Source organism: Microbacterium testaceum StLB037, assembly GCF_008763945.1.
GTDB classification, from domain to species: domain Bacteria; phylum Actinomycetota; class Actinomycetes; order Actinomycetales; family Microbacteriaceae; genus Microbacterium; species Microbacterium testaceum_G.
On sequence record NZ_VTQH01000001.1, the window covers coordinates 1,595,799 to 1,618,125 of the forward strand.

The following is a 22,327-nucleotide window of genomic DNA, read 5'->3' on the forward strand; positions in this document are numbered from 1 at the left end:
CGCGTCAGTAGCCCAGCGCTTCGGCCTTGCGACGCAACAGCGCCGCCTCGCGTTCGTTTCGCGTGAGGTCGGCGGCCGTCAGGAGCTCCGCCTGCGCCTCGACCGAACGCCCCAGCCGCGACAGCAGCTCTCCGCGCACCGACGGGATGAGGTGCGATCCCCGTAGGGCTCCGGTCGCCGCGAGGGCATCGACCGCCGCGAGACCCTCGAGGGCTCCGGATGCCATGGCCACCGCGACCGCGCGATTCAGCGTGACGACCGGATTGGGGCCGAGCCGACCCAGCTCGTCGTAGAGCTGCACGATGCGCGCCCAGTCGGTAGCCTCCACACTCGGTGCCTCGGCATGACAGAGGGCGATCGCGGCCTGCAGCTGGTACGGCCCGCGGCCGCGGCCGAGCGCCTCCGCCCTCCCGAGCAGAGCCCTGCCGCGCGCGATCGCCGACCGATCCCAGCGGCGGCGGTCCTGGTCGGCCAACAGCACGGCATCGCCGTTCGCGTCGACGCGCACGGCGAACCGCGACGCCTGCAGCTCCATGAGCGCCGACAGCCCGAGCACCTCCGGCTCGCGGGGGAGCAGACGCCCGAGCACCCGCCCCAGCCGCACGGCCTCGTGCGCGAGCTCGGTGCGCAGCACCGCGTCGCCGGTGCTCGCGACGTAGCCCTCGGTGAAGATCAGGTAGACCACCGCGAGCACGGCGGTGCGTCGGGCGGGCCACTCCGACGGCTCCGGCACCTCGAACGGAACTCCGGCCGCACTCAGCGCCTTCTTCGCGCGCACGATCCGCTGCTGCATCGTGGGGACCGGAACGAGGAAGAGCCGCGCGATCGCCTCCGTGTCGAGACCGCCGACGACCTTGAGGGTCAGCGCGACCTGCGCGTCGCGCGACAGCACCGGGTGGCACGCCGTGAACACCAGGCGCAGCACGTCGTCGTCGATGGGCTGCCACGCGGCATCCGTCACCTCATCCAGATCGGCGCCGATCAGGTGATACTTCTCGCCCCGCACCCGCTCGCGACGCCACCCGTCGATCGCGCGGCGCTTGGCGACGGCGGTGAGCCACGCCCCCGGATTGTGCGGGACGCCCTCGCGGGGCCACTGCGCGAGCGCCTCGAGCAGAGCGTCTTGAGCGAGATCCTCGGCGGTGGGCAGATCACCGACCACGCGCGCGAGCGTCGCGACGATCCGGGCGCCTTCGATGCGCCAGATCGCCGCGACGCGTCGCGTGAGATCGTCGGTCACGTGGGGTCAGCGCGCAGCCTGCTCCTCGCGCCAGCCCTCTTCCTTCTGGATGTACTCGTTGTCGGCGAAGGCCGCGAAGTCGGTCTCGTCGGTCACCCGGCGCACCTCGAGCGTGTTGCCCGCGATGAGCGGCGCGCGCCGCGCCCACTCGACGGCCTCGTCCTTGCTCGACACCTCGATGATCCAGAAGCCGTTGAACAGCTCGTGAGTCTCGCCGTAGGGACCGTCGGTGACGACCGGCTCCTCGCCGCCGAACTCGACGACGAAGTTCTGGCTCATGTCCTCGGCGAGGCCGTCGCCGGCGACGAGCACCCCCGCGGTCATCATGGCCTCGTTGTACGCGCCCATCTCGTTGATGACCTGCTCGAACGGGATCTTCTTGTACTCCGCGTACGCCTCGTCGGTGCCGCGCATGATCAGCATGTACTTCATCGTCGTCTTCTCTCGTCGGTGCTTCGGGGAACCGTTCCCCTACTATCGCGTCGAACGACGCACGACGGAATCGACAGGAAGCGAGAAAAGGTTTCCGGATGCCGCTGCCCCGGCGTTCAGCCGAAGATCATGGGCAGATCGTCATCGTCGTCGTCGCCCGAGAGGTCGAGGTCGGCGACGACGGGCACGTGGTCGCTGGGGACCTCGCCCTTGCGCTCGTTGCGGTGGATCTCCGCGCCGTGCACCGCGTCGGCGAAGGCCGGCGAACCGAGGATGAAGTCGATGCGCAGCCCCTCATTGCGCGGGAAACGGAGCTGCTTGTAGTCCCAGTAGGTGTAGCCGGTGGGGATCAGCGGACGCACGACGTCGGTGAGGCCCGCCGACTCGAAGGCGCGGAACGCCTCGCGCTCGGGAGGCGAGACGTGCGTGGTCGCACCCTCGACGACCGTGGGGTCGCCGTTGTCGTCGTCGGTCGGGGCGATGTTGAAGTCGCCGGTCAGCGCGAGCGGCAGATCGGGGCTCTTCTCGAGGGTGTCGGCCGTGTACTGGCGCAGCTTGTCGAGCCAGTCGAGCTTGTAGACGTAGTGCGGGTCGTCGAGCCCGCGCCCGTTGGGCACGTAGAGGCTCCACACGCGCACGCCGTTGACGGTCGCCCCGATCGCGCGGGCTTCCTGCGGCAGGTCGGGGCCCTCTTTGCCCTTCTCGAACCCGGGCATGCCGGGGAAGCCGATCTCGACGTCTTCGAGGGGCTCACGGCTCGCGATGGCGACGCCGTTCCATTGGTTCAGGCCATGCGCGGCGACGTGGTACCCGGCTTCTTCGAACGCCGCGTACGGGAACTGCTCCGTCTTGCACTTGATCTCCTGCATCGCCAGCACGTCGATGTGCTCGCGCACGCAGAATTCGACGGTGCGGGTGACGCGGGCACGGATGGAGTTGACGTTCCAGGTGGCCAGGCGCATGGCATCCAGCCTACTTTCGGCCGCCGATATCGGCGGCCAGCGGACCGCGTGCACAACTGCGGATGCCCTGTGCGACGCGCCGGCCCGGCCGCCCGTGGCGCGGCGTGTCCGCAGATCGGCCCGCCGTTGTGCTCGGCGCGGTGGCGCGCGAGGGCCGAGCACTAAACTCGGGGCCGTGACCACCGCCTCTACGCCCGAGCTCGAAGCCGACCGCCAGGCCCTCATCGGCCTCATCAAGGATGAGGCGGTGTTCCACGGCGACTTCACCCTCTCGAGCGGTAAGAAGGCGACGTACTACGTCGACATGCGCAAGCTCACGCTCGACCACCGTGCCGCGCCCGCGATCGGTCGGCTGGTGCTCGACCTGGTGAAAGACCTCGACGGTGTCGTCGCCGTCGGCGGACTCACGCTCGGCGCCGACCCCATCGCGAACGCGGTCATGCACGAGTCGGTGCACGCCGGAACGCCGCTCGATGCCTTCGTCGTCCGCAAGGAGCCCAAGGACCACGGCCGCGGCCGCCAGATCGAGGGCGCCGACGTGAAGGGCAAGCGCGTCGTCGTCGTCGAAGACACCTCGACCACGGGCCAGTCGGCGCTCAAGGCCGTCGAGGCCCTGCGCCGCGAGGGCGCCGAGGTCGTCGCCGTCGCCGTCATCGTCGACCGCAAGACCGGAGCGCAGGCCGCGATCGAAGCCGAGGGACTGCAATGGCTGGGGTCGATCGACCTCGACGACCTCGGACTCGCTCCGCAGTAGGCGCGACGCGCCGCCAGAACAGGCGGGTGCGTCAAGAACAGGCCGTTTCCTGGCGAATCGCCCTGCTGCCGTCACTTGCCCTGTTCTCGCGACGGGCGCTCGCGCGGGCCCCGGGCGCGACTCGCGTCACCAGAACAGGCGGGTGCGTCGAGAACAGGCCGTTTCCCCGCGAATCGCCCTGTTGCCGTCACATGCCCTGTTCTCGTGACGGGCGCTCGCGCGGGCGCCGGGCGAAACCCGCGCCGCCAGAACAGGCTGGTGCGCTGAGAACAGGCCGTTTCCGCGCGAATCGCCCTGTTGCGGTGAGATGCCCTGTTCTCGTGACGGGCGCTCGCGCGGGCGCCGGGCGCGACTCGCGTCACCAGAACAGGCTGGTGCGCTGAGAACAGGCCGTTTCCGCGCGAATCGCCCTGTTGCGGTGAGATGCCCTGTTCTCGTGACGGGCGCTCGCGCGGGCGCCGGGCGCGACTCGCGTCACCAGAACAGGCGGGTGCGCTGAGAACAGGCCGTTTCCCCGCGAATCGCCCTGTTGCCGTCACATGCCCTGTTCTCGTGACGGACAGGGGATGGATGCCGAGTCCTCGTCGCCCCGAACGGTGCGACAGCCGTGCTCAGGGCGTGCCGTCTCCCGGCCCGTCGAACGGATCGCGCCGATCCCCACCACCGCGTCGGGACCGCCGCCACTGCACGATGAACGCCACGAGCGTGCCCGCCGTGATCAGGAAGGCGACGATGAGCCAGAGCGTGCGGTCGTCCATGATGTCTCCTCGTGGTCACAGACCCGCTTCGAGACCCTCTTCGCCGTCGGCGAGGTCGGTCTCGAGGGGCTCCTGGCGTACCAGCTCGGCGACCGAGCCCAGGATCTCGTCGGGGCGGAAGGGGTAGCGCTCGATCTCGCGCTGGTCGCTGATGCCGGTCATCACGAGCACGGTGTGCAGCCCCGCCTCGATGCCCGCGACGATGTCGGTGTCCATGCGGTCGCCGATCATGCCGGTGTTCTCGCTGTGCGCCCCGATGCGGTTCAGCGCGGATCGGAACATCATGGGATTCGGCTTGCCCACGATGTAGGGCTCTTTGCCGGTGGCCTTGGTGATGAGGGCGGCGATGGCCCCGGTCGCGGGAAGCACACCCTCGGTCGAGGGGCCCGTGGCATCCGGATTCGTCGCGATGAAGCGCGCGCCTCCGCGGATGAAGCGGATCGCCTTGGTGATCGCCTCGAAGGAGTAGTTGCGGGTCTCGCCCACGACGACGTAGTCGGGGGCGGTCTCGGTCATGATGAAGCCCGCCTCGTGCAGGGCGGTGGTCAACCCCGCCTCGCCGATGACGAAGGCGGAGCCGCCGGGCATCTGCGACTTCAGGAAGTCGGCCGTGGCCAGTGCGGAGGTCCAGATCGAGGCCCCGGGGACGACGAGACCGGATGCCCGCAGCCGCGCACTCAGATCGCGCGGGGTGTAGATCGAGTTGTTCGTCAGAACGAGGAACGGCGTGCCCTCGGCGCGCCACTGCGCGAGCAGCTCGGATGCTCCGGCGATGGGGGTGTTCTCGTGGACGAGAACGCCGTCCATGTCGGTCAACCAGCACTCGATGTCGCCTCGGGTCCGCATGCGGCCAGCCTAGACCCGACCTCGGACAGGGCCCCGGATCCTGCGGCGGAAACGAGCGCGGGCGGGCCCGACCGAGGTCGTGGCCCGCCCGTTTCGCGGATGCCGACTTACTTGAAGGTGTCCTTCACGTTCTCGCCGGCCTTCTTCGCGTCGGCCTTGGCCTGATCGGCCTTGCCCTCGGCGGCGAGCTTGTCGTTGTCGGTCGCGTTGCCGATCGCTTCCTTCGCCTTGCCCACGATGTCCTGAGCGGCGTTCTTGATCTTGTCGTCGAGACCCATGATCTGACTCCTTCTTGTCGTGTCGGCGTCGGCGGCGGGAGTATCTCGTCGCGACGGAGCGGGTAGCTCACCGATGAGACGCACGCCACGGCCGAATCGTCACGCGGCGTCGCGGAAAACTTTCCGGCGGGCGGTATTCCGTTCGCGGAATGCACCCGTGACGGACGGCCTCGATCTCGTTAGGGTCGAAGGGTGACGCGAACCGAATGGGATCCCGAGAACCTCCCGAACCTCTCCGGGCGCTCCTACCTCGTCACCGGTGCCACGCGCGGGCTCGGCTTCTTCGCGTGCGAGCAACTGGCCGCCGCCGGGGCCCACGTGCTGCTCACCGGCCGCAACCCCAACAAGATGTCCGCGGCCAAGGCCGCCATCACGCGGTCGACTCCGGATGCCAGCATCGAGACGCTGCTGCTCGACACCAGCAACATGGGCTCGGTGCGCGCCGCCGCCGCCACGGCCCGGGCTCGCGGGCGCCTCGACGGACTGCTGCTGAACGCGGGCATCGTCCACCCGCCGAAGGAGCGCGAGACCGCCGGAGGCCACGAGCTCGTGTTCGCCACGAACGTGCTCGGGCACTTCGCCCTCGCCGGTGAGCTGCTCAAGCCCCTGGCCGCCGCCCACGGTCGAATGGTCTGGGTGGGCAGCATGTCGACCTCGCTCTGGCGGCACGTGCCCACCGATCCCGAGCTGCGCGAGGGGTACTCGCCGTGGCGCGCGTACGTGCAGTCGAAGGCGGCCACGACCGCCCTGGCCCTCGAGGCGCAGAAGCGTCTGCTCGCCCACGGGGTTCCGGTGCAGAGCCTCGTGGCTCACCCCGGCTACTCCACGAGCGGTCGCACGCGCGGCGTGCGCGGAGTCAACGAGCCGAGCCGGCTCACTCGCTTCCTCGACAACCTGCAGGCGCCGATCACGCAGTCGAAGGAGCAGGGCGCCTGGGCGCTCGTCCGCGCACTCGTCGACCCGTACGCCGAAGGCGGGTCGATGTACGGACCCGCGCTCGTTGCCCGCGGGGCCCCGCGCGTGGCGACTCCCGCCCGCCGCACGCGCGGCAGCGAGCTCGGCGCCGACCTCTGGCGCGCCTGCGAGACGGCGACCCACGTGCGCTGGCCCTTCGATCGGGCTCGGCGCGCGGCATCCTGAATCCGCTCCCGCGAGGAAGACCTCGCGGGAGTAGGCCGCCGTCATCCGGCGGCGGGTCTCAGCGCGTGAGCCAGACCGAGCTGCCCGCTCCCGCCGGCAACGTGACCTCGACGCCGTCCGCGCGCACGACCTCGTCGCTCAGCACCTCGAGCTCGTGCCCGACGTCGATGCCGCTCTCGACCAGCGCCCGCAGCAGCTGGGGGTCGCGGTCGCTCACGCGCAGAACGCGTCCGGCATGGCCCGCCGTCGCCTCGGCGAGCAGCACGAAGGGTTCGCGGTGCACCGAGCCGTCGGCATCCGGGATCGCATCTCCGTGGGGATCGAACCGCGGGCGCCCGAGCCGCTCGTCGATGCCCTCGAGCAGCCGATCGCTCAGCGAGTGCTCGAGCACCTCGGCCTCATCGTGCACCTCGTCCCACGAGTAGTCGAACTCGCGCACGAGCCACGTCTCGATGAGGCGGTGGCGGCGGATCACGCCGGCGGCACGGCGTCCCCCCGCGGCGGTCAGCGACACGGGGCCGTACGGTCGGTGCGTCACGAGCCCCTGAGCGGCGAGCTTCTTGACCATCTCGGTCACGCTCGAGGGAGCGAGGCCGAGAACGCCCGCGAGTTGCGACGGCGTGATCGGGCTGTCCTGCCACTCGGTGTGGTGGTAGATCGCCTTGAGATAGTCGTCGGCCACGGGCGATTCCACAGCGCCAGCCTAACCGCCGGTGAACACCAGCCACAGGAGCAGGGCGTTGAGGGCGATGAGGAAGACGGATGCCAGCACCCCGGCCGCCGTGGTCAGCCCGCTATTGCGATAGTCGCCGAGCACGTCGCGACGCCGGGTCAGGGCCACGAGAGGGACGAGCGCGACCGGGATGCCGAACGACAGCACCACCTGGCTGAGCACGAGAGCGAGGGTCGGATCGATCCCGAGGCCGAGGATCACCAGGGCGGGGACGAGGGTCACGAGCCGGCGGGCCAGCAGGGGGATGCGCGCGTGCAGCAGGCCCTGCATGATCTCCGCTCCCGCATAGGCGCCGACGGAGGTCGAGGCCAGGCCGCTCGCGAGCAGACCGACCGCGAAGAGCGTGGCGACGAGGGGGCCGAGACCCGCGCGCAGGGCCGCGTACGCGCCCTCGAGGCTGTCGGTGCCGTCGACTCCGGCGAGGTTCGCGGCGGCGAGCAGCAGGATGGCGAGGTTCACCGTCCCGGCGACGGCGAGGGCGATCGTGACGTCCCAGCGGGTCGCCCGGAGCAGGCGCGGGGTCGAGATGCCCCGCGCGTCGGCGAGGGTGTCGGCGCGTCGCTGGGCGGTCGCCGACTCCGGTGCGTGGGCGTGCGCCGCAGCGATGGCGCCCGAGGTGCCGGCGGGGTCACCGGTGGGCGCGAAACGGTCGCGGGCGAGAGCGGAGTGCGCGTAGATCGCGTGCGGCATGATCGTCGCCCCCAGGATCGAGGCCGCGAGCAGCACAGAGGTGCTGCCCTCGAACCGCGGCACGAGGCCCGCGATCACTCCGGCCGGCTCGGGCGGGGCGAAGAAGAGACCGAAGCTGAACCCCACCGCGATGATCAGTAGCAGCCCGATCAGCACGGTCTCGAACGCCCGCGCTCCGCGTCGCGTCTGGACGAGTAGGAGGCCCATCGAGACGACACCCGTGATGGCGCCTCCCCACACCAGGGGGACGCCGAAGAGCAGGTGCAGGGCGACGGCCCCGCCGATGACCTCGGCGACGTCGGTGGCCATCGCGACGAGCTCCGCCTGCAGCCAGTAGGCGCGGCGCGCCCAGGGCCGACGGATGCGGCGGCCGAGCACCTGGGGCAGGCTCTCGCCCGTGACGATGCCGAGCTTGGCCGAGAGGTACTGGATCAGCCAGGCCATGACGTTTCCGAGCACCACGACCCACACGAGCAGGTAGCCGAAGGTGGCACCCGCGGTCATGTTGCTCGCGACGTTGCCCGGATCCAGGTAGGCGACGCCGGCGACCATGGCGGGCCCCAGCAGCCAGAGAGCGCGTCCCGGCGCGTGGCGACGATCCACGACCTCCATGGTTTTCGGCATCCCGAAACCGTAGCAATCTTTCGGCCTGCCGAAAAGTGGCATCCGGTCGCCGACATCGCACGATTCGCACGAGGCCACGCGTTGCCGACGCGCCGCAGCGCGTGCGATCGGGCGGATCGTGTGTTGTCGCGGCGAACGCCGGTCGTGGGGCGCGCACGGGGCGCGAGGCGACGCGCGGGTAGCCTGAGGCGGTGACGGATGCCCAGAACCCCACGCCGTCGCCGGGCGAGACGACCCAACCCCGACCGACCGGCTCCGCGCCCGCGCAGGACGACCCCACCCCCGCCGCCACCCACGGCGTCGGTCCTTGGCCCGGGGGACCGGACGAGTGGCCCGACGACCCGCGCTACGACCGCGAGCTGCTCGAGAACGGCGATACCCGCAACGTCGTCGACGACTACCGCTACTGGAGCATGGACGCGATCGTCGCGGACCTCGACGAGAAGCGGCACCCGTTCCACGTCGCGATCGAGAACTGGCAGCACGACCTGAACATCGGCTCCATCGTGCGCAGCGCCAACGCGTTCCTCGCGGCCGAGGTGCACATCGTGGGCAAGCGCCGCTGGAACCGGCGCGGGGCCATGGTCACCGACCGCTACCAGCACGTCCGCCACCACGAAGACGTCGCCGCCTTCACCGCCTGGGCGCGAGAGGCGGGACTTCCCGTGATCGCCGTCGACAATGTCGAGGGGTCCGTGCCGGTGGATCGCGCCGAGCTTCCCGAAGCGTGCGTCCTGCTGTTCGGTCAGGAAGGGCCGGGGCTGTCGCCGGAGGCGATCGAGGCGGCCACGGGCGTGGTCGAGATCACGCAGTACGGCTCCACCCGCTCGATCAACGCCGCGTCGGCTGCCGCCGTGATCATGTACGAGTGGTGCCGCCGCTGGGCGTGACCCACCTCGGGCTTCGGGGCCGAGCCGACCGTGGCGCGTCACGGGCCGGCGCCGATCGCGCCGCCGATCCCGTCTCGCGGGAGCGCTCGTCGCGTCAGGTCGGGTCGCCCGCGCTCATCCACGCCTGCCCGCGCACGCGCAGACCGAGGGTGAGCGCTCGCGCCACCATGTAGACGCCGAAGAAGGCCGCGGCCAACCACGCCAGCCCCCCCGCCCCGCCGCCCGCGAACAGCGCCACCAGCACGAGCGCCGGAGCGTAGGGCACGAGGTTCAGCAGCCCCGCGAGGGCGAGATAGCGCGCATCGCCGGCCCCGATCAGCACCCCGTCGAGCACGAAGACGAACCCGGCCAGCGGCTGCGCCACGGCGAGCACGAGCAACGCCGGCTGGATGAGCGCGGCGATCTCGGCATCCCCCGTGAAGATCAGTCCGATCACGCCCGAGGCGGCGGCCAGAACCGCGCCCACCGCGACGCCGAACCAGATGCCCCAGGCGCTCGTCCGCGTGAGGACTCGTCCGACCGTGTCGTTGTCGGCCGCACCCAGGGCGCTGCCGATCAGCGCCTGGGCGGCGATCGCGAGGGCGTCGAGGGCGAAGGCGGCCGTCGAGAAGATCGTGAACGCGATCTGCCATCCGGCGAGCTCGGCCGAGCCGAGCCCCGTCGCCACGGCGACCGTCGCGAGGAACGCCGCGCGCAGGCTGACCGTGCGCAGGAACAGCCACCCGCCCGAGCGGACGGTGCCGCCGAGGCTCTCGCGCGAGAAGCCGAGGGATGCCGTGTGCACCCGCGCCAGTCGCTTGGCGACGAGGACGTAGGCGCCGACCATTCCCCACTGCGCCACGACCGTGCCGATCGCCGAACCCGCGATCCCCCAGCCGAAGCCGTAGATGAACAGGGCGTTCAGCAACGCGTTGGCGCCGAAGCCGAGACCGGCGATCCACAGCGGGGTGACGGTGTTCTGCATTCCGCGCAGCAGGCCCGTGGCAGCGAAGACCACGAGCATCGCGGGCAGGCCCCACATCGAGATCGCGAGGTAGGTGCGCGCGTTCTCGGCGACGTCGGGGGCGGCGCCGAAGAGGTCGACGATGCCGGGGGTCGCGAGCGAACCGGCCGCGGCCAGCAGTGCGCCCAGGCACAGTGCGAGCCACATGCCGTCGATCCCGACGCGTACCGCGCGGCCGTACTCGCCGGCGCCGTAGCGTCGCGCGACCGCGGGCGTCGTCGAATAGGCGAGGAAGACCATGAGTCCGACGATCGTCTGCAGCACCGCCCCGGCGATGCCGAGGCCGGCGAGGGGAGCGACGCCCAGGTGCCCCACCATCGCGGCGTCGACGATGAGGAAGAGCGGTTCCGCGATCAACGCCCCCAGCGCCGGGAGGGCGAGCCGCAGGATGGAGCGGTTCAGCGTCGCGGGCGCAGGGGTAGTCACGGTCCGAGCCTAGGGTGGGCCACCGACACCGCCCGAGCGGCGCACCCGCGGCGGGCTGGCCCTGTTTCGAGCCCGTGTGGATGTGAGGCACATATCCTGTCTCCATGACCGACATCCCCCGCTCCGGTCTCGCGCTCGACGAGCTCAGCGACGAGATCCGCCCGCAGGACGATCTGTTCCGCCACGTGAACGGCAGCTGGCTGGAGCGCACCGAGATCCCCGACGACAAGGCCCGTTGGGGCTCGTTCCACCTCATCGCCGAGCAGGCCGAGGCGGACGTGCGCTCCATCGTCCAGGAGTCGCAGGACGCCGAGCCGGGCAGCGAAGCCCGCAAGATCGGCGACCTGTTCGCAAGCTTCATGGACACCGACCGCATCGAGGCCGCGGGCCGCGAGCCGCTCGCGCCGCAGCTCGACCGCGTCGACGGCGTCACTGACATCCCCTCCCTGCTCCGGCTCATCGGCGAGCTCGAGCGCGACGGGATCAGCGGACTGCTGACGCTGTTCGTCGAGCCCGACCCGGGCGACCCGACCCGCTACGTTCCCGTCGTCTACCAGGGCGGCATCTCGTTGCCCGACGAGAGCTACTACCGGCTCGAGAACTTCGAAGAGACGCGCACCGCCTACCGCGCGCACATCGAGCGCATCCTCGAGCTCGCCGGAGTCGCCGAGGCCGCGGCATCCGCGGATCGCACCTTCGGCCTCGAGACCGACATCGCCCGGCATCACTGGTCGCGCGAAGACAGCCGCGACTCGGTGAAGACCTACAACCTGAAGTCGTGGGACGACACCGTCGCCCTCGCGGGCGTCGACCTCGAGCCGTGGCGTGCGGGGGTCGCCCCGGGCCATGAGGACGCGCTCGCCGAGGCCGTCGTCTACCAGCCGAGCTTCGTCGAGTCGCTCGGTGCCCTGCTCGTCGAGGAGCGCCTCGACGACTGGAAGGCGTGGCTGCGCTTCAAGATCGTGCACGCGGCCGCCGCCTTCCTGTCCGAGGCGTTCGTCGCCGAGAACTTCGCGTTCTACGGCACGCAGCTCACCGGCGTGCCCGTCAACCGCGAGCGCTGGAAGCGCGGCGTGAGCCTCGTCGAGGCGGCGCTGGGCGAGGCGATCGGCAAGGTCTACGTCGAGCGGCACTTCCAGCCCGCGGCCAAGGAGGCGATGGACGGCCTCGTCGCCAACCTCATCGAGGCGTACCGCCGCTCCATTCAGGGGCTGTCGTGGATGACCGACGAGACGCGCGAGCGCGCCCTCGCCAAGCTCGACACCTTCGTTCCGAAGATCGGCTACCCGGTCCGGTGGAAGGACTACTCCGAGCTCGAGATCACCGCCGACGACCTCGTCGGAAACGTCCGTCGCGCGCACGTGTGGGAGCACGACCGCCAGCTCGCCAAGGTCGGCCAGCCGATCGACCGCGACGAGTGGTACATGACGCCGCAGACGGTCAACGCGTACTACAACCCGCTCATGAACGAGATCGTGTTCCCCGCCGCGATCCTGCAGTACCCCTTCTTCGACGCCGACCGCGACGCCGCCGCCAACTACGGCGGGATCGGAGCGGTCATCGGTCACGAGATCGGCCACGGCTTCGACGACCAGGGCAGCCGCTTCGACGCCGACGGGTCGCTGCGGGACTGGTGGACGGATGCCGATCGCTCGGCGTTCGAGGAGCGCACCAAGGCCCTGATCGCCCAGTACGAGGCGCTCGTCCCCCAGGGGCTGAGCGAGGAGCACCACGTCAACGGCGCGTTGACGATCGGCGAGAACATCGGCGACCTCGGCGGTCTCGGGATCGCGATCGCCGCCTACCGCCTCTTCCTCGAGAGCCAGGGCGAGAGCGATCTCGACGGGCCGGTCGTGGACGGGTACACCGGCATCCAGCGGCTCCTGCTCAGCTGGGCGCAGATCTGGCAGCAGAAGGGTCGGGATGCCGAGACCATCCGCCTGCTCACGATCGACCCGCACTCGCCGAACGAGTTCCGTTGCAACCAGATCGTGCGTAACATCGACGCGTTCTACGACGCGTTCGAGGTCACCGAGGGCGATGCCCTCTGGCTCGACGCCGACAAGCGCGTCACCATCTGGTGAGGCTCTGTTTGTTGCTCTTCTGACGCGGAAGGAGCCACGCTCGTGGGCATGCCCCCGGTTCCCGAGCCCAGCACGCCCGACCCCGTCGGCGGGCCGGTGGAGTCGTCTCGACGCGACGCCCCGGCCCTCCGCGGGGCGGGGCGCAAGGGTCCGAAACGCCTGCCCCGCCGCGCGGCTGCGGGTCGTCGGTCGTTCACGGCGACCCTGCGCTCGCTCGACGAGCTCGCCGCGTCGGGGGCGAAGGTGTCGGTGCGCATCGACGACCTCGACGGGGGTTCGACCGAGGTTCTCGCGGGCGACGATTTCCTCACGCTTCCGGTCGGCGGACTGGGCGTGGTTCCGCTGCTCATCGAGGCGGCGGCCGCCTTCGAGTCGGGCCGCCTCGACCCTCTCGAGATCGTCGATCGCGCGTCCGTGCACGGCGCGGCCCACGGCGGGGTGTGGCAGCACCTGAAGGCTCCCGCCCTGCCCCTGACCGATGTCGCGATGCTCGCGGCTTCGTCGGGCGATGCCCTCGCCGTCAACGCTTTGCTGCATCGGGTCGGCCTGCAGTCGGTGCGCGCTCGCGTCGAGCAGCTGGGGTTGCGCCGCACGGCCCTGCTCGACCGCTTTCGCGACGACCGCGGACCCGACGACGCCCCGCACCTCGCGCTGTCGACGGCGCGCGAGATGGCGAAGGTCTTCGCGGGGCTCGTGAACTCCACGATCGTCTCGCCCGGGGTGAGCGCCCAGGTGGCCGAGTGGCTGAGCCTCAACCACGACCTCTCGCTCGTGGCATCCGCCACCGGTCTCGATCCCTTCGCGCACGAGAACGACCAGCACGGGCTGCTCTTCATCAACAAGACGGGGCGGGCCGCGGGCGTGCGTGCCGAGGCGGGCGTGCTCGGCGGACCCCGCGCGGGGATCTCGTACGCGCTGATCGTGAACTTCGACGATCTCTCGATCGCGCACCGCCTGCGCGCGCACGACGCCTTCCGCGTGCTCGGCGTCGAGCTGATGGAGTACGTGTACTGAGGCCCGGACCGGGAATGGTGCCGCACCCGACGCCGGAGCGCAATCCCTCCTTTCGAGCCCCGACCCGCTGGGACGCTGGTGGCCTCGAAACGAAAGAAGGGACCGAAGCCATGTCGGACACCACTCCCACCAACGACCCGTTCGCCGCCTCGAGCGGACCCGAGGGGCACTCCATCACCGATTGGACCGACCTCGGTCGCGAGATGTGGTCGTACCTGACCGGTCGCGGCGCCGCCGTCAATTACTCGTTCGTCGACATGACCGTCGAGGTGCCGCGCGACATCGGCCCTGACGCGCCCCGCGCGACCTGGAAGCTCAACGGCACGCTCCGCGTCACCACGAGCGACGACACCGCGGCCGGGTCCGACCCGTACCGCGGCAACTGAGGGCAGGCGCCATCATGGTGCGCCTCGACATCGACCTCGCCTTCTCCGAGACGGAGGAGGGGGCGGATGCCGGCACCCCGCCGTTCGAGGGGACGATCACCGCCGCGGGCACCGAGGTGCGCATCGTCGTCAGCGACCCCTCGCGGTTGCCCGGCAACGGTCGACGGACGCTGGCCGAACTGTCCACGGTCGCCGAGGCCCTGGCATCCCGAGGCATCTCGGTGAAGCTCGAGGGACCGGACGGGCCGATCCTGCAGCTCGGCGCGGTCAAGAGCGGTGCGCTGCAGCGGGTCATCACGGGGTCGAAGCACATCCGGCTCGGCTCGGTCTCGGCGGTGGCGCCCCTGCTGGTGCGTCGCAACGGCGATCGGACGCTCACCTTCCCCATCCCGCCCGAGACGCCGCTGCCCCTCGTGCCGACCGTCAACCGCACGGTGCGACGGCGCATCACGACGACGCACTACACGCCCGGATCCGGTCGTCCGCGCCTGATCTTCGCCGTCGGCGACTCGTCGTGGGACGGCTCGCGACCGCGCGAGTTCGACCTGCTACCGACGAAGACGACGATCGGCTCGGGTTCCGACGTCGATCTGCGGCTTCCCGGTCTCGCGCCGTTGCACGCCGAGATCCGGCACGAGGGCGACGACGAGTACGTGCTGTACGGCTTCGACCAGGTCGGCGGTGGCGGTGCCCGCGAGCAGGGCCCCGGCCGCGATCGCGGAGGACGCATCCTCCGCACCGGCGCGCGTATCGAGCTGGGCGACTGGCGCCTGGCGTACTTCCGCGCCGAGTTCGCCGACCACGGCCGCCCCTACGGCGGTCGTCAGGGCGGCGAGTTCTCGGATCAGCGCAAGCAGCCGCCGCGCGGCGGCACCGGCCCGCTCAGTCGCGCGACCGACCCGGAGTGATCCCGCGCGCGTGAGGGGTCGTCTTCTGCCGCCTGGCGTGACCGCAGGCGACAAGAAACGACCCCTCACATCTGCGCGCGGGCGTCTCGCCCCCCCTGTGACGCCGAGACTCGTGCCCGGCATTATCACGGGCGCCGGGCTGGCCGCGGCGGCCGGGGCCCCGGCATCCGGGATCTAGAAGACGATCGTGTGGTTGCCGTGGCGGATGATGCGGTCTTCGGCGTGCCACAGCACGGCGCGCGAGAGCACCTGGCGCTCGACGTCGGCGCCGCGGCGGGCGAGCTCGGCCGAGGAGTCGGCGTGGGTCACGCGCACGGTGTCCTGCTCGATGATCGGACCCTCGTCGAGGTCGCTCGTGACGTAGTGCGAGGTCGCGCCGATGAGCTTGACGCCGCGCTGCTTGGCCTTCTTGTACGGCTCGGCGCCGATGAAGGCCGGCAGGAACGAGTGGTGGATGTTGATCACCGGCACGCCGATGTTCTCGAGGAATTCCGGCGAGAGGATCTGCATGTAGCGCGCCAGCACGATGAAGTCGACGTTGCCGACCAGCAGTTCGAGGATTCGAGCCTCGGATGCCGACTTGTCGGGCCCCGGCGTCGACGGGACGTGGAAGAAGGGAACGCCGAACGAGCGCACGTCTTCGGCGGCGGTGGTGTGGTTCGACACGACCATCGGGATGCTGACGGGCAGGTCGCCGCGGCGGTGACGCCACAGCAGGTCGAGCAGGCAGTGGTCCTGCTTCGAGGCGAGGATCGCCATGCGCTTGGGGGTCGAGAGGTCGGTGAGCGTCCACTCGAGCTCGAAGCCGTCGCCGAGGGTCCTGGCGAGGTCGGCCTCGATCTCGGGGAACGCCGCCGAGAGGTCGGGGCGGTGGAAGACCACGCGCTGGAAGTACGCCCCGCCGCGCGGATCGTCGGAGTACTGGTCGAAGGCGACGATGTTGCCGCCCTGACGCGCGATGAGCGCCGAGACCGCGGCGATGATGCCGGGGGTGTCACTGCCGTGCACGATGAGACAGGCGTGATCGGGCTGCAGGTGGGGGCTCGCGGAGACCATCGGACCATTATTCCGTGCGCGGGTGGCGTCTCCGACCACGCGGGGCGTCGTTTCGGGGCGTCGTCGGTGGCCCCGGGGCCACTTCGGTCGCCCCGGGGCCACGTCAGCCGCCCCGCCGCCGGCCGACCACGCGCGGGGGACCGAGCCCGGCGCCACCCCCGCGCCGATGTCGGTGGCCGGGGATAGCCTGGAACGCGTGACCAGCACCCTCCGCCTCGACCGGCCGGGGTGGCGCACCTGGACGCTGTGGGGCGTGGGCGTGCTCGCCTATGTCGTGTCGATCATCAACCGCACCTCGCTCTCGGCGGTGGGCGTCGATGCCGCCGTGCGCTTTGGCGCCGACGCCTCCGCGCTGTCGATGTTCGCCGTCATCCAGCTCTTCGTCTACGGCGCGATGCAGATCCCCGTGGGTCTCCTTCTCGACCGCTTCGGCGCGCGGCCGATGATCGCGATCGGCATGGTGCTGATGGCCGTGGGCCAGCTCGTCATGGCATTCGCGGATGCCGTGGGGATCGGCATCCTGGCCCGTGTCCTCATCGGCGCGGGAGACGCGGCGATCTTCCCGAGCGTGCTGCGCGTGATCGCGACGTGGTTCCCCGCGCAGCGGGCTCCCGTGCTCGTGCAGCTGACCGGGATCATCGGCCAGCTGGGGCAGATCGTCGCCGTGGTCCCGCTCGCCGCCCTCCTGCACGCCACGAGCTGGAGCGTCGCTTTCGGCAGCGTCGCGGGCCTCGGCCTGCTGTTCGCGGTGCTGACCTTCCTCATCATCCGCAACCGTCCCCCCGAACGCCGGTCCGATCCGGTCGACACCTCGGTCGACACGCAGACCGGCGCGATCCGCGTCGTGCGGTCGTCGCCCGACCTCCGGCAGGGGTTCCGCGAGTCGTGGGCGCACCCCGGCACGCGCCTCGGGTTCTGGTCTCACTTCGCCACGCCCTTCGCGGGGACAGCGTTCATGCTGCTGTGGGGCTTCCCGTTCCTCACCGCGGGCGAGGGGCTCGAACCGGCCACCGCGTCGCTCGTGATGACCTCTCTCGTGCTGTTCAGCATCCTCAGCGGTCCGGTGATCGGGGCGCTGTCGAGTCGGCATCCCACCCGTCGCTCGCGCTGGCTCGTGCTGCCGACCGTCGTGTTCCAGGCCGTGGTGTGGATCGTCGTGATCGTCTGGCCCGGGCCCGCACCGGTGTGGCTTCTCGTCGTGCTCATGTTCGCGCTGTCGACCGGGGGACCGGCGTCGATGATCGCGTTCGACCACGCGCGCACCTTCACCCCCAGCCATCGCCTCAGTACCGCCACCGGCATCGTCAACGGCGGCGGCTTCCTCGCCGCGCTCCTGGCCATCCTGTTCATCGGCATCGCGATGGACGTGCAGGGGGCGGGCAGCCCCGAGACGTACTCGCTCGACGCCTTCCGCATCGCCTTCCTGACCCAGGTGCCACTGTGGCTCGTCGGTGGGATCGCGATCGTCGTCGAGCGTGGGCGCACCATCCGCCATGTCGGGGGCGTGCTGCCGCGCTGACGACCCGACGCGGCGGTGCGAGACTCGAGAGCATGAGCGAGATCGACATCCGCACCCTCGACACCGTCGAGGCCATCCACGAGGCCGCGGGTGTGCTGGACCGGGTGTGGGGTGAGCACGGGACCATGCCGGCGAACATCCTGCGCGCGCTCGAGCACGCCGGAAACTACGTCGTGGGCCTGTTCGACGGCGACGAGATCATCGGCGCCTCGGCCGCGTTCTTCGGCCCGCCGGCCGAGCGGTCGATGCACTCCCACATCACGGGCATCGTCCCCGGATACCAGGGCCGCGGCCTCGGGAGACAGCTCAAGAACCACCAGCGTGAGTGGGCGCTCGAGCGCGGCGTCGGCCGCATCACCTGGACCTTCGACCCGCTCGTCGGCCGCAACGCCCACTTCAATCTCGCGGTGCTGGGCGGGCGCGTCATCGACTACCTCGTGAACCAGTACGGCGAGATGGCCGACGCCGTCAATCGCGGCGACGAGTCCGACCGGCTCCTGGTGTCGTGGGCACTGGCCGAGCCTCCCGCGCCCACCCCGACGGATGCCGAGATCTCGGCCGTCGTACCGGTGCCGGACGACATCGAGGGTCTGCGGTCGACCGACCCGGCGGCAGCCGCCGAGTGGCGTCGGCGCGTGCGCGACGAGCTGCGGGGGCACCTGGCATCCGGTCGCCGGATCGGCGGCTTCGACCGGCGCGGCTACCTCATCGTCGGCTGAGCGAGGGGTCGCGGGGGCGTCACTGTTCGGTGATCGGGGTGTCCTTCTCGGCTGCCGGGTCGCCCGGGCCGGGGCCCGGTCGCACGGCCGCGTCATCGCGCACGTCGATGCGCGTCACGCCGTCGTGCTCCGAGACGTCGAAGCGCGGGGCCGCGTCTTCCTCCGTCGCCTTCGGGGCACTCGTCAGCTGGTCGTGGCGGTTCTCGTCGAAGCTCTTCTCGTCGCTCATCGCGCTCACTCCTCGCCGGCCGAACGCCAGGCGTCCGACTCCATGTGCGAGCCCGCCTGCGGGCCCATGTGCAGCATTCCGCCGTCGACGACCCAGCTCGCGCCGGTGACGTACGCGCTCGCGGGGGAGGCGAGGAAGCGGATGACGTCGGCGACCTCGTCGGGCTTGCCCGGACGACCCAGCGGGATGCCGGGGCGGTGGGTGCGCTCGGCATCCTCGGCCGACATGTCGTTGATGGGGGTGGCGATCTCGCCGGGAGCGACAGCGTTGGCGGTGATGCCGTACTGACCGAGCTCGAGCGCCATGGTCTTGATGAGTCCACCGACGCCGTGCTTGGCGGCGACGTAGGGGGCCGAGCCGACGCGGGGCTGGTGCTCGTGCACGCTCGACACCACGATGAGCCGTCCGCCGCTACCGGCCTTCACCATGCGTCGGGCCGCGGTGTGCAGGGCGAGGAACGCGCCGTCGAGGTTCAGCGAGATGTCGGTGCGCCAGGTGTCGAAGTCGAGGTCGAGGAAGCTCCCGCCGATCCCGCCGCCGGCGTTGTTCACGAACACGTCGAGGCCGCCGAGCTCGTCGGCCATGGCGTTCACGGCATCCGGGACCTTGTCGAACTCCGTCGCATCGAACTGCGCGACGACCGCGCGCACGCCGCGCTCGCGGACGGCTGCGGCGGTCTCTTCGGCACCGTCCTTGTCGGAGTGGTAGGTCACCGCGACATTCATCCCGGCGTCGGCGAGGGCAAGGGCGGTGGCCGCGCCGATGCCCGAGTCGGAGCCGGTGACGATCGCGTTGCGGGGGGTGAAGTCGTCGCTCATGCGGCCGACGCTACGCGCGGCGGCCCCGCGTGCCCGGTCCCTTGCCACCGCGCGCGGCGGGCGTTACGGTCGCGGACGCTGCCCGCTAGCCTGCCGTCATGTCGCTGATCCGCCCCGCCGCGCCCGTGACCCTCGATGCCGTCGAACTGCGCGTGCTGCACATGCCGCTCGTGTCGCCCTTCACCACCTCGTTCGGCACCGAGACGGTGCGTGAGGTGATCATCGTGACCGCCGAGACGCCCGACGGCCGCGGCTGGGGAGAAGTGGTGACGCAGTCCGAGCCGTCGTATTCCAGCGAGTACACGCAGGGCGCGTGGGACGTGCTGACCCGCTTCCTCGCTCCGGCGCTGCTGGCGCGTCGGACCGTCGTGCCCGAGGAAGTGGCCGGAGCGCTGCACCACGTCGTCGGTCACCGCATGGCGAAGGCCGGTCTCGAGCTCGCGGTGATCGACGCGGCCCTGCGCGCCGAGAACCGCAGCTTCGGTGAGTACCTCGGTGCAGAGAAGGACAGGGTGCCCTCAGGCGTCTCGGTCGGTATCCAGAGCGACCCTCAGGCGCTCGTCGCGGCCGTCGGCGGCTACCTCGACGAGGGGTACGTGCGCATCAAGATCAAGATCAAGCCCGGTCGCGACATCGACGACACGGCCGCCGTGCGCGCGGCCTTCGGCGGCATCCCGCTGCAGGTCGACGCCAACTCCGCCTACACGCTTCAGGATGCCGACACCCTCGCCGAACTGGACCACTTCGACCTGCTGCTCATCGAGCAACCCCTGCAGGAGGACGACCTGGTCGATCACGCGACCCTCGCGAAGCGCCTGTCGACGCCCGTCTGCCTCGACGAGTCGATCGTGAGCGACAAGGCCGCCGCCGACGCCCTGGCCCTGGGGGCGGCGGCGATCCTGAACATCAAAGCCGGCCGCGTCGGCGGCTATCTCGAGGCCGTCGCGATCCACGACCGCGCGCTCGCGGCGGGCGTTCCCGTCTGGTGCGGCGGCATGCTCGAGACGGGGATCGGCCGTGCCGCCAACGCCGCTCTGGCCGCGCTGCCGGGTTTCACGCTGCCGGGCGACATCTCGGCATCCGCCCGCTTCTACGATCGCGACATCGTCGCCGAACCGGCCGTGCTGGAGGACGGGTACGTGCGCGTGCCGACCGGCCCGGGCCTGGGCGTCGAGATCGATGCGGCGGCCCTGGACGCCTTCACCGTGCACCGGGAACGCCTCACGCGGTGAGGCCCGGCGGCGCTCGATAAACTGGATGCCGCGCACTCGCGCTCGATCCCCATAACTTTCCCGACCATTGGAGCCACCGTGGCCGAACAGTCCCGCCTCGACAAGGTCATCGCCCTCGCCCGCCATCGCGGGTTCGTCTTCCAGGCCGGTGAGATCTACGGCGGTTCGCGCTCCGCGTGGGACTACGGCCCCCTCGGCACCGAGCTCAAGGAGAACATCCGTCGGCAGTGGTGGCAGACCTTCGTCCGCGGGCGCGGCGACATGGTGGGGCTCGACTCGAGCATCATCCTGCCCAAGCGCGTGTGGGAGGCCTCGGGTCACGTCGCCACCTTCACCGACCCGCTGGTCGAGTGCCTCAGCTGCCACAAGCGTTTCCGCGCCGACACCCTCATCGAGGACTTCGAGGCCCGCAAGAACCGCAAGGCCGAGAACGGCCTCGCCGACATCCCCTGCCCCAACTGCGGTACCAAGGGCCAGTACACCGAGCCCAAGTCGTTCTCGGGCCTGGTCAAGACCTACCTCGGTGTCGTCGACGACGAGTCGGGCCTGTACTTCCTGCGCCCCGAGACCGCGCAGGGCATCTTCGTGAACTTCTCGAACGTGCTCACGGCATCCCGTCGCAAGCCCCCGTTCGGCGTCGGTCAGGTCGGCAAGGCGTTCCGCAACGAGATCACCCCGGGCAACTTCATCTTCCGCACGCGCGAGTTCGAGCAGATGGAGATCGAGTACTTCACCCCTCCGGCCGAGGCGAACGAGTGGTTCGAGCACTGGGTCGAGGCGTGCTGGAACTGGTTCATCGAGCTCGGTATCGACCCCGAGAACATGAAGCGCTTCGACGTGCCCGAAGACGACCGTGCGCACTACTCCGCCGGCACGATCGACGTCGAGTACCGCTTCGGCTTCCCGGGCAAGGAGTGGGGCGAGCTCATGGGCGTCGCCAACCGCACCGACTACGACCTCAAGAGCCACTCCGAGGCGTCGGGCCAGTCGCTCACGTTCTTCGACCAGGCCTCGGGTGAGAAGTACACGCCCTACGTCATCGAACCCTCGTTCGGCCTGACGCGCGCGATGATGGCCTTCCTCGTCGACGCGTACCGCGAAGAAGAGGTGCCCAACGCCAAGGGCGGCACCGACACCCGCACGGTGCTCAAGCTCGACCCGCGCCTCGCACCCGTCAAGGTCGCCGTGCTCCCGCTCTCGCGCAACGAGCGCCTGTCGCCGCTGGCCCGCGAGGTCGCCGACACGCTGCGTGCGGCCGGCTGGAACATCGACTTCGACGACGCCGGCGCGATCGGCCGCCGCTACCGCCGCCAGGACGAGATCGGCACCCCGTTCTGCGTCACGGTCGACTTCGACTCGCTCGACGACAACGCCGTGACCGTGCGCGACCGCGACACCATGGGCCAGGAGCGCATCGGCCTCGACGCGCTGCAGGGCTACCTCGCGGAGCGCCTGCGCGGAGCCTGACCCGCTGGATCGAGAGACCGGATGCCGTGGCCCGAGGCCGTGGCATCCGGTCTTCGTCGTTCCGAGAGGCGTGACAGCGCCGTGACAGCGCGGCCTCGCCCGTGACAGCGGCGCGGCAG

General features: G+C 70.6%; 23 protein-coding genes. 11 read left to right on the forward strand and 12 right to left on the reverse strand.

The genetic code is table 11. The features are described from left to right. Positions 1 to 4: 4 nt before the first annotated feature. The 3 genes from F9B98_RS07475 to F9B98_RS07485 form a co-directional block, all read right to left on the reverse strand. Positions 5 to 1,240, reverse strand: coding sequence for an RNA polymerase sigma factor (locus tag F9B98_RS07475; protein ID WP_150955017.1), 1,236 nt, complete (start codon positions 1,238 to 1,240; stop codon positions 5 to 7). Positions 1,241 to 1,246: 6 nt separating this feature from the next. Next, positions 1,247 to 1,672: a YciI family protein gene (locus F9B98_RS07480; RefSeq protein ID WP_150955019.1), complete on the reverse strand. Its 426-nt coding sequence runs from the start codon at positions 1,670 to 1,672 to the stop codon at positions 1,247 to 1,249. A gap of 116 nt (positions 1,673 to 1,788) precedes the next feature. After that, a complete protein-coding gene (locus F9B98_RS07485; RefSeq protein ID WP_150955022.1) occupies positions 1,789 to 2,634 on the reverse strand; it encodes an exodeoxyribonuclease III in 846 nt (281 codons plus the stop codon). A gap of 175 nt (positions 2,635 to 2,809) precedes the next feature. Here F9B98_RS07485 and pyrE point away from each other — a divergent pair, with 175 nt between their 5' ends. Then, positions 2,810 to 3,388, forward strand: a complete 579-nt coding sequence (pyrE, locus tag F9B98_RS07490) for an orotate phosphoribosyltransferase (RefSeq protein ID WP_150955024.1) — start codon at positions 2,810 to 2,812, stop codon at positions 3,386 to 3,388. A gap of 611 nt (positions 3,389 to 3,999) precedes the next feature. On the opposite strand, the gene F9B98_RS15925 is transcribed toward pyrE, so the two are convergent. The 3 genes from F9B98_RS15925 to F9B98_RS07500 form a co-directional block, all read right to left on the reverse strand. Next, positions 4,000 to 4,146, reverse strand: coding sequence for a hypothetical protein (locus tag F9B98_RS15925; protein WP_191966709.1), 147 nt, complete (start codon positions 4,144 to 4,146; stop codon positions 4,000 to 4,002). Between the two features lie 15 nt (positions 4,147 to 4,161). Next, positions 4,162 to 4,992: an HAD-IIA family hydrolase gene (locus F9B98_RS07495; RefSeq protein ID WP_150955027.1), complete on the reverse strand. Its 831-nt coding sequence runs from the start codon at positions 4,990 to 4,992 to the stop codon at positions 4,162 to 4,164. Positions 4,993 to 5,099: 107 nt separating this feature from the next. Further along, positions 5,100 to 5,270 (reverse strand): CsbD family protein, encoded by a 171-nt coding sequence (locus tag F9B98_RS07500; protein ID WP_150955030.1) that lies wholly within the window; start codon positions 5,268 to 5,270, stop codon positions 5,100 to 5,102. Between the two features lie 192 nt (positions 5,271 to 5,462). On the opposite strand from F9B98_RS07500, the gene F9B98_RS07505 reads away from it, so the two are divergent. Continuing rightward, positions 5,463 to 6,410, forward strand: a complete 948-nt coding sequence (locus F9B98_RS07505; RefSeq protein ID WP_150955033.1) for an SDR family NAD(P)-dependent oxidoreductase — start codon at positions 5,463 to 5,465, stop codon at positions 6,408 to 6,410. A gap of 58 nt (positions 6,411 to 6,468) precedes the next feature. Here F9B98_RS07505 and F9B98_RS07510 read toward each other — a convergent pair whose 3' ends face one another. Together F9B98_RS07510 and F9B98_RS07515 are read right to left on the reverse strand one after the other, a co-directional pair. Then, positions 6,469 to 7,104 (reverse strand): metal-dependent transcriptional regulator, encoded by a 636-nt coding sequence (locus F9B98_RS07510; RefSeq protein WP_150955036.1) that lies wholly within the window; start codon positions 7,102 to 7,104, stop codon positions 6,469 to 6,471. A 9-nt stretch (positions 7,105 to 7,113) separates the two neighbouring features. Next, positions 7,114 to 8,457: an Nramp family divalent metal transporter gene (locus F9B98_RS07515; RefSeq protein WP_191966710.1), complete on the reverse strand. Its 1,344-nt coding sequence runs from the start codon at positions 8,455 to 8,457 to the stop codon at positions 7,114 to 7,116. 191 nt (positions 8,458 to 8,648) lie between these two features. Here F9B98_RS07515 and F9B98_RS07520 point away from each other — a divergent pair, with 191 nt between their 5' ends. Beyond that, a complete protein-coding gene (locus tag F9B98_RS07520; protein WP_150955039.1) occupies positions 8,649 to 9,347 on the forward strand; it encodes a TrmH family RNA methyltransferase in 699 nt (232 codons plus the stop codon). Between the two features lie 94 nt (positions 9,348 to 9,441). On the opposite strand, the gene F9B98_RS07525 is transcribed toward F9B98_RS07520, so the two are convergent. Then, positions 9,442 to 10,776 carry an MATE family efflux transporter gene (locus F9B98_RS07525; protein WP_150955042.1) on the reverse strand — a complete coding sequence of 445 codons (1,335 nt, stop codon included), beginning with the start codon at positions 10,774 to 10,776 and terminating at the stop codon, positions 9,442 to 9,444. Between the two features lie 104 nt (positions 10,777 to 10,880). On the opposite strand from F9B98_RS07525, the gene F9B98_RS07530 reads away from it, so the two are divergent. The 4 genes from F9B98_RS07530 to F9B98_RS07545 all read left to right on the forward strand — a co-directional run bounded on the left by F9B98_RS07530 (position 10,881) and on the right by F9B98_RS07545 (position 15,168). Beyond that, on the forward strand, positions 10,881 to 12,860 hold the full coding sequence (locus F9B98_RS07530) for a M13 family metallopeptidase (RefSeq protein ID WP_150955047.1): 1,980 nt from the start codon (positions 10,881 to 10,883) through the stop codon (positions 12,858 to 12,860). Positions 12,861 to 12,908: 48 nt separating this feature from the next. Next, positions 12,909 to 13,874: a serine hydrolase gene (locus tag F9B98_RS07535; protein WP_150955050.1), complete on the forward strand. Its 966-nt coding sequence runs from the start codon at positions 12,909 to 12,911 to the stop codon at positions 13,872 to 13,874. A 110-nt stretch (positions 13,875 to 13,984) separates the two neighbouring features. Further along, positions 13,985 to 14,260 carry a hypothetical protein gene (locus F9B98_RS07540; RefSeq protein ID WP_056224661.1) on the forward strand — a complete coding sequence of 92 codons (276 nt, stop codon included), beginning with the start codon at positions 13,985 to 13,987 and terminating at the stop codon, positions 14,258 to 14,260. 14 nt (positions 14,261 to 14,274) lie between these two features. After that, positions 14,275 to 15,168, forward strand: coding sequence for an FHA domain-containing protein (locus tag F9B98_RS07545; RefSeq protein ID WP_225310255.1), 894 nt, complete (start codon positions 14,275 to 14,277; stop codon positions 15,166 to 15,168). Between the two features lie 174 nt (positions 15,169 to 15,342). Here the strand turns inward: F9B98_RS07545 and purU are convergent, their stop codons facing one another. After that, positions 15,343 to 16,224 (reverse strand): formyltetrahydrofolate deformylase, encoded by an 882-nt coding sequence (gene purU, locus F9B98_RS07550; RefSeq protein ID WP_150955054.1) that lies wholly within the window; start codon positions 16,222 to 16,224, stop codon positions 15,343 to 15,345. A gap of 196 nt (positions 16,225 to 16,420) precedes the next feature. Between purU and F9B98_RS07555 the strand changes: the two genes are divergently transcribed. Both F9B98_RS07555 and F9B98_RS07560 read left to right on the forward strand, forming a co-directional pair. Then, the gene (locus F9B98_RS07555) at positions 16,421 to 17,743 is read left to right on the forward strand and encodes an MFS transporter (protein WP_150955057.1); all 1,323 of its coding nucleotides are present in this window, start codon (positions 16,421 to 16,423) and stop codon (positions 17,741 to 17,743) included. A gap of 32 nt (positions 17,744 to 17,775) precedes the next feature. Beyond that, positions 17,776 to 18,462, forward strand: coding sequence for a GNAT family N-acetyltransferase (locus tag F9B98_RS07560; RefSeq protein WP_150955061.1), 687 nt, complete (start codon positions 17,776 to 17,778; stop codon positions 18,460 to 18,462). Between the two features lie 19 nt (positions 18,463 to 18,481). On the opposite strand, the gene F9B98_RS07565 is transcribed toward F9B98_RS07560, so the two are convergent. Continuing rightward, on the reverse strand, positions 18,482 to 18,691 hold the full coding sequence (locus F9B98_RS07565; RefSeq protein WP_150955064.1) for a multidrug transporter: 210 nt from the start codon (positions 18,689 to 18,691) through the stop codon (positions 18,482 to 18,484). 5 nt (positions 18,692 to 18,696) lie between these two features. After that, entirely contained in the window at positions 18,697 to 19,509 is an 813-nt protein-coding gene (locus F9B98_RS07570; RefSeq protein WP_150955067.1) for an SDR family oxidoreductase, read from the reverse strand. Between the two features lie 98 nt (positions 19,510 to 19,607). Here F9B98_RS07570 and menC point away from each other — a divergent pair, with 98 nt between their 5' ends. Next, positions 19,608 to 20,741: an o-succinylbenzoate synthase gene (gene menC / locus F9B98_RS07575; RefSeq protein ID WP_150955071.1), complete on the forward strand. Its 1,134-nt coding sequence runs from the start codon at positions 19,608 to 19,610 to the stop codon at positions 20,739 to 20,741. A 78-nt stretch (positions 20,742 to 20,819) separates the two neighbouring features. Continuing rightward, positions 20,820 to 22,208: a glycine--tRNA ligase gene (locus F9B98_RS07580; RefSeq protein ID WP_150955074.1), complete on the forward strand. Its 1,389-nt coding sequence runs from the start codon at positions 20,820 to 20,822 to the stop codon at positions 22,206 to 22,208. The last annotated feature ends 119 nt before the right edge of the window (positions 22,209 to 22,327 follow it).

What these genes read in the sequence shown, in the direction of transcription:
- F9B98_RS07560 (WP_150955061.1), top strand. Translation starts at nt 17,776, where the DNA reads ATGAGCGAGATCGACATCCGCACCCTCGACACCGTCGAGGCCATCCAC.
- menC (WP_150955071.1), top strand. Translation starts at nt 19,608, where the DNA reads ATGTCGCTGATCCGCCCCGCCGCGCCCGTGACCCTCGATGCCGTCGAA.
- purU (WP_150955054.1), bottom strand. Translation starts at nt 16,224, where the DNA reads ATGGTCTCCGCGAGCCCCCACCTGCAGCCCGATCACGCCTGTCTCATC.
- F9B98_RS07485 (WP_150955022.1), bottom strand. Translation starts at nt 2,634, where the DNA reads ATGCGCCTGGCCACCTGGAACGTCAACTCCATCCGTGCCCGCGTCACC.
- F9B98_RS07480 (WP_150955019.1), bottom strand. Translation starts at nt 1,672, where the DNA reads ATGAAGTACATGCTGATCATGCGCGGCACCGACGAGGCGTACGCGGAG.
- F9B98_RS15925 (WP_191966709.1), bottom strand. Translation starts at nt 4,146, where the DNA reads ATGGACGACCGCACGCTCTGGCTCATCGTCGCCTTCCTGATCACGGCG.
- F9B98_RS07535 (WP_150955050.1), top strand. Translation starts at nt 12,909, where the DNA reads ATGCCCCCGGTTCCCGAGCCCAGCACGCCCGACCCCGTCGGCGGGCCG.
- F9B98_RS07565 (WP_150955064.1), bottom strand. Translation starts at nt 18,691, where the DNA reads ATGAGCGACGAGAAGAGCTTCGACGAGAACCGCCACGACCAGCTGACG.
- F9B98_RS07530 (WP_150955047.1), top strand. Translation starts at nt 10,881, where the DNA reads ATGACCGACATCCCCCGCTCCGGTCTCGCGCTCGACGAGCTCAGCGAC.
- F9B98_RS07500 (WP_150955030.1), bottom strand. Translation starts at nt 5,270, where the DNA reads ATGGGTCTCGACGACAAGATCAAGAACGCCGCTCAGGACATCGTGGGC.
- F9B98_RS07545 (WP_225310255.1), top strand. Translation starts at nt 14,275, where the DNA reads ATGGTGCGCCTCGACATCGACCTCGCCTTCTCCGAGACGGAGGAGGGG.
- F9B98_RS07540 (WP_056224661.1), top strand. Translation starts at nt 13,985, where the DNA reads ATGTCGGACACCACTCCCACCAACGACCCGTTCGCCGCCTCGAGCGGA.
- F9B98_RS07515 (WP_191966710.1), bottom strand. Translation starts at nt 8,457, where the DNA reads ATGCCGAAAACCATGGAGGTCGTGGATCGTCGCCACGCGCCGGGACGC.
- F9B98_RS07495 (WP_150955027.1), bottom strand. Translation starts at nt 4,992, where the DNA reads ATGCGGACCCGAGGCGACATCGAGTGCTGGTTGACCGACATGGACGGC.
- F9B98_RS07570 (WP_150955067.1), bottom strand. Translation starts at nt 19,509, where the DNA reads ATGAGCGACGACTTCACCCCCCGCAACGCGATCGTCACCGGCTCCGAC.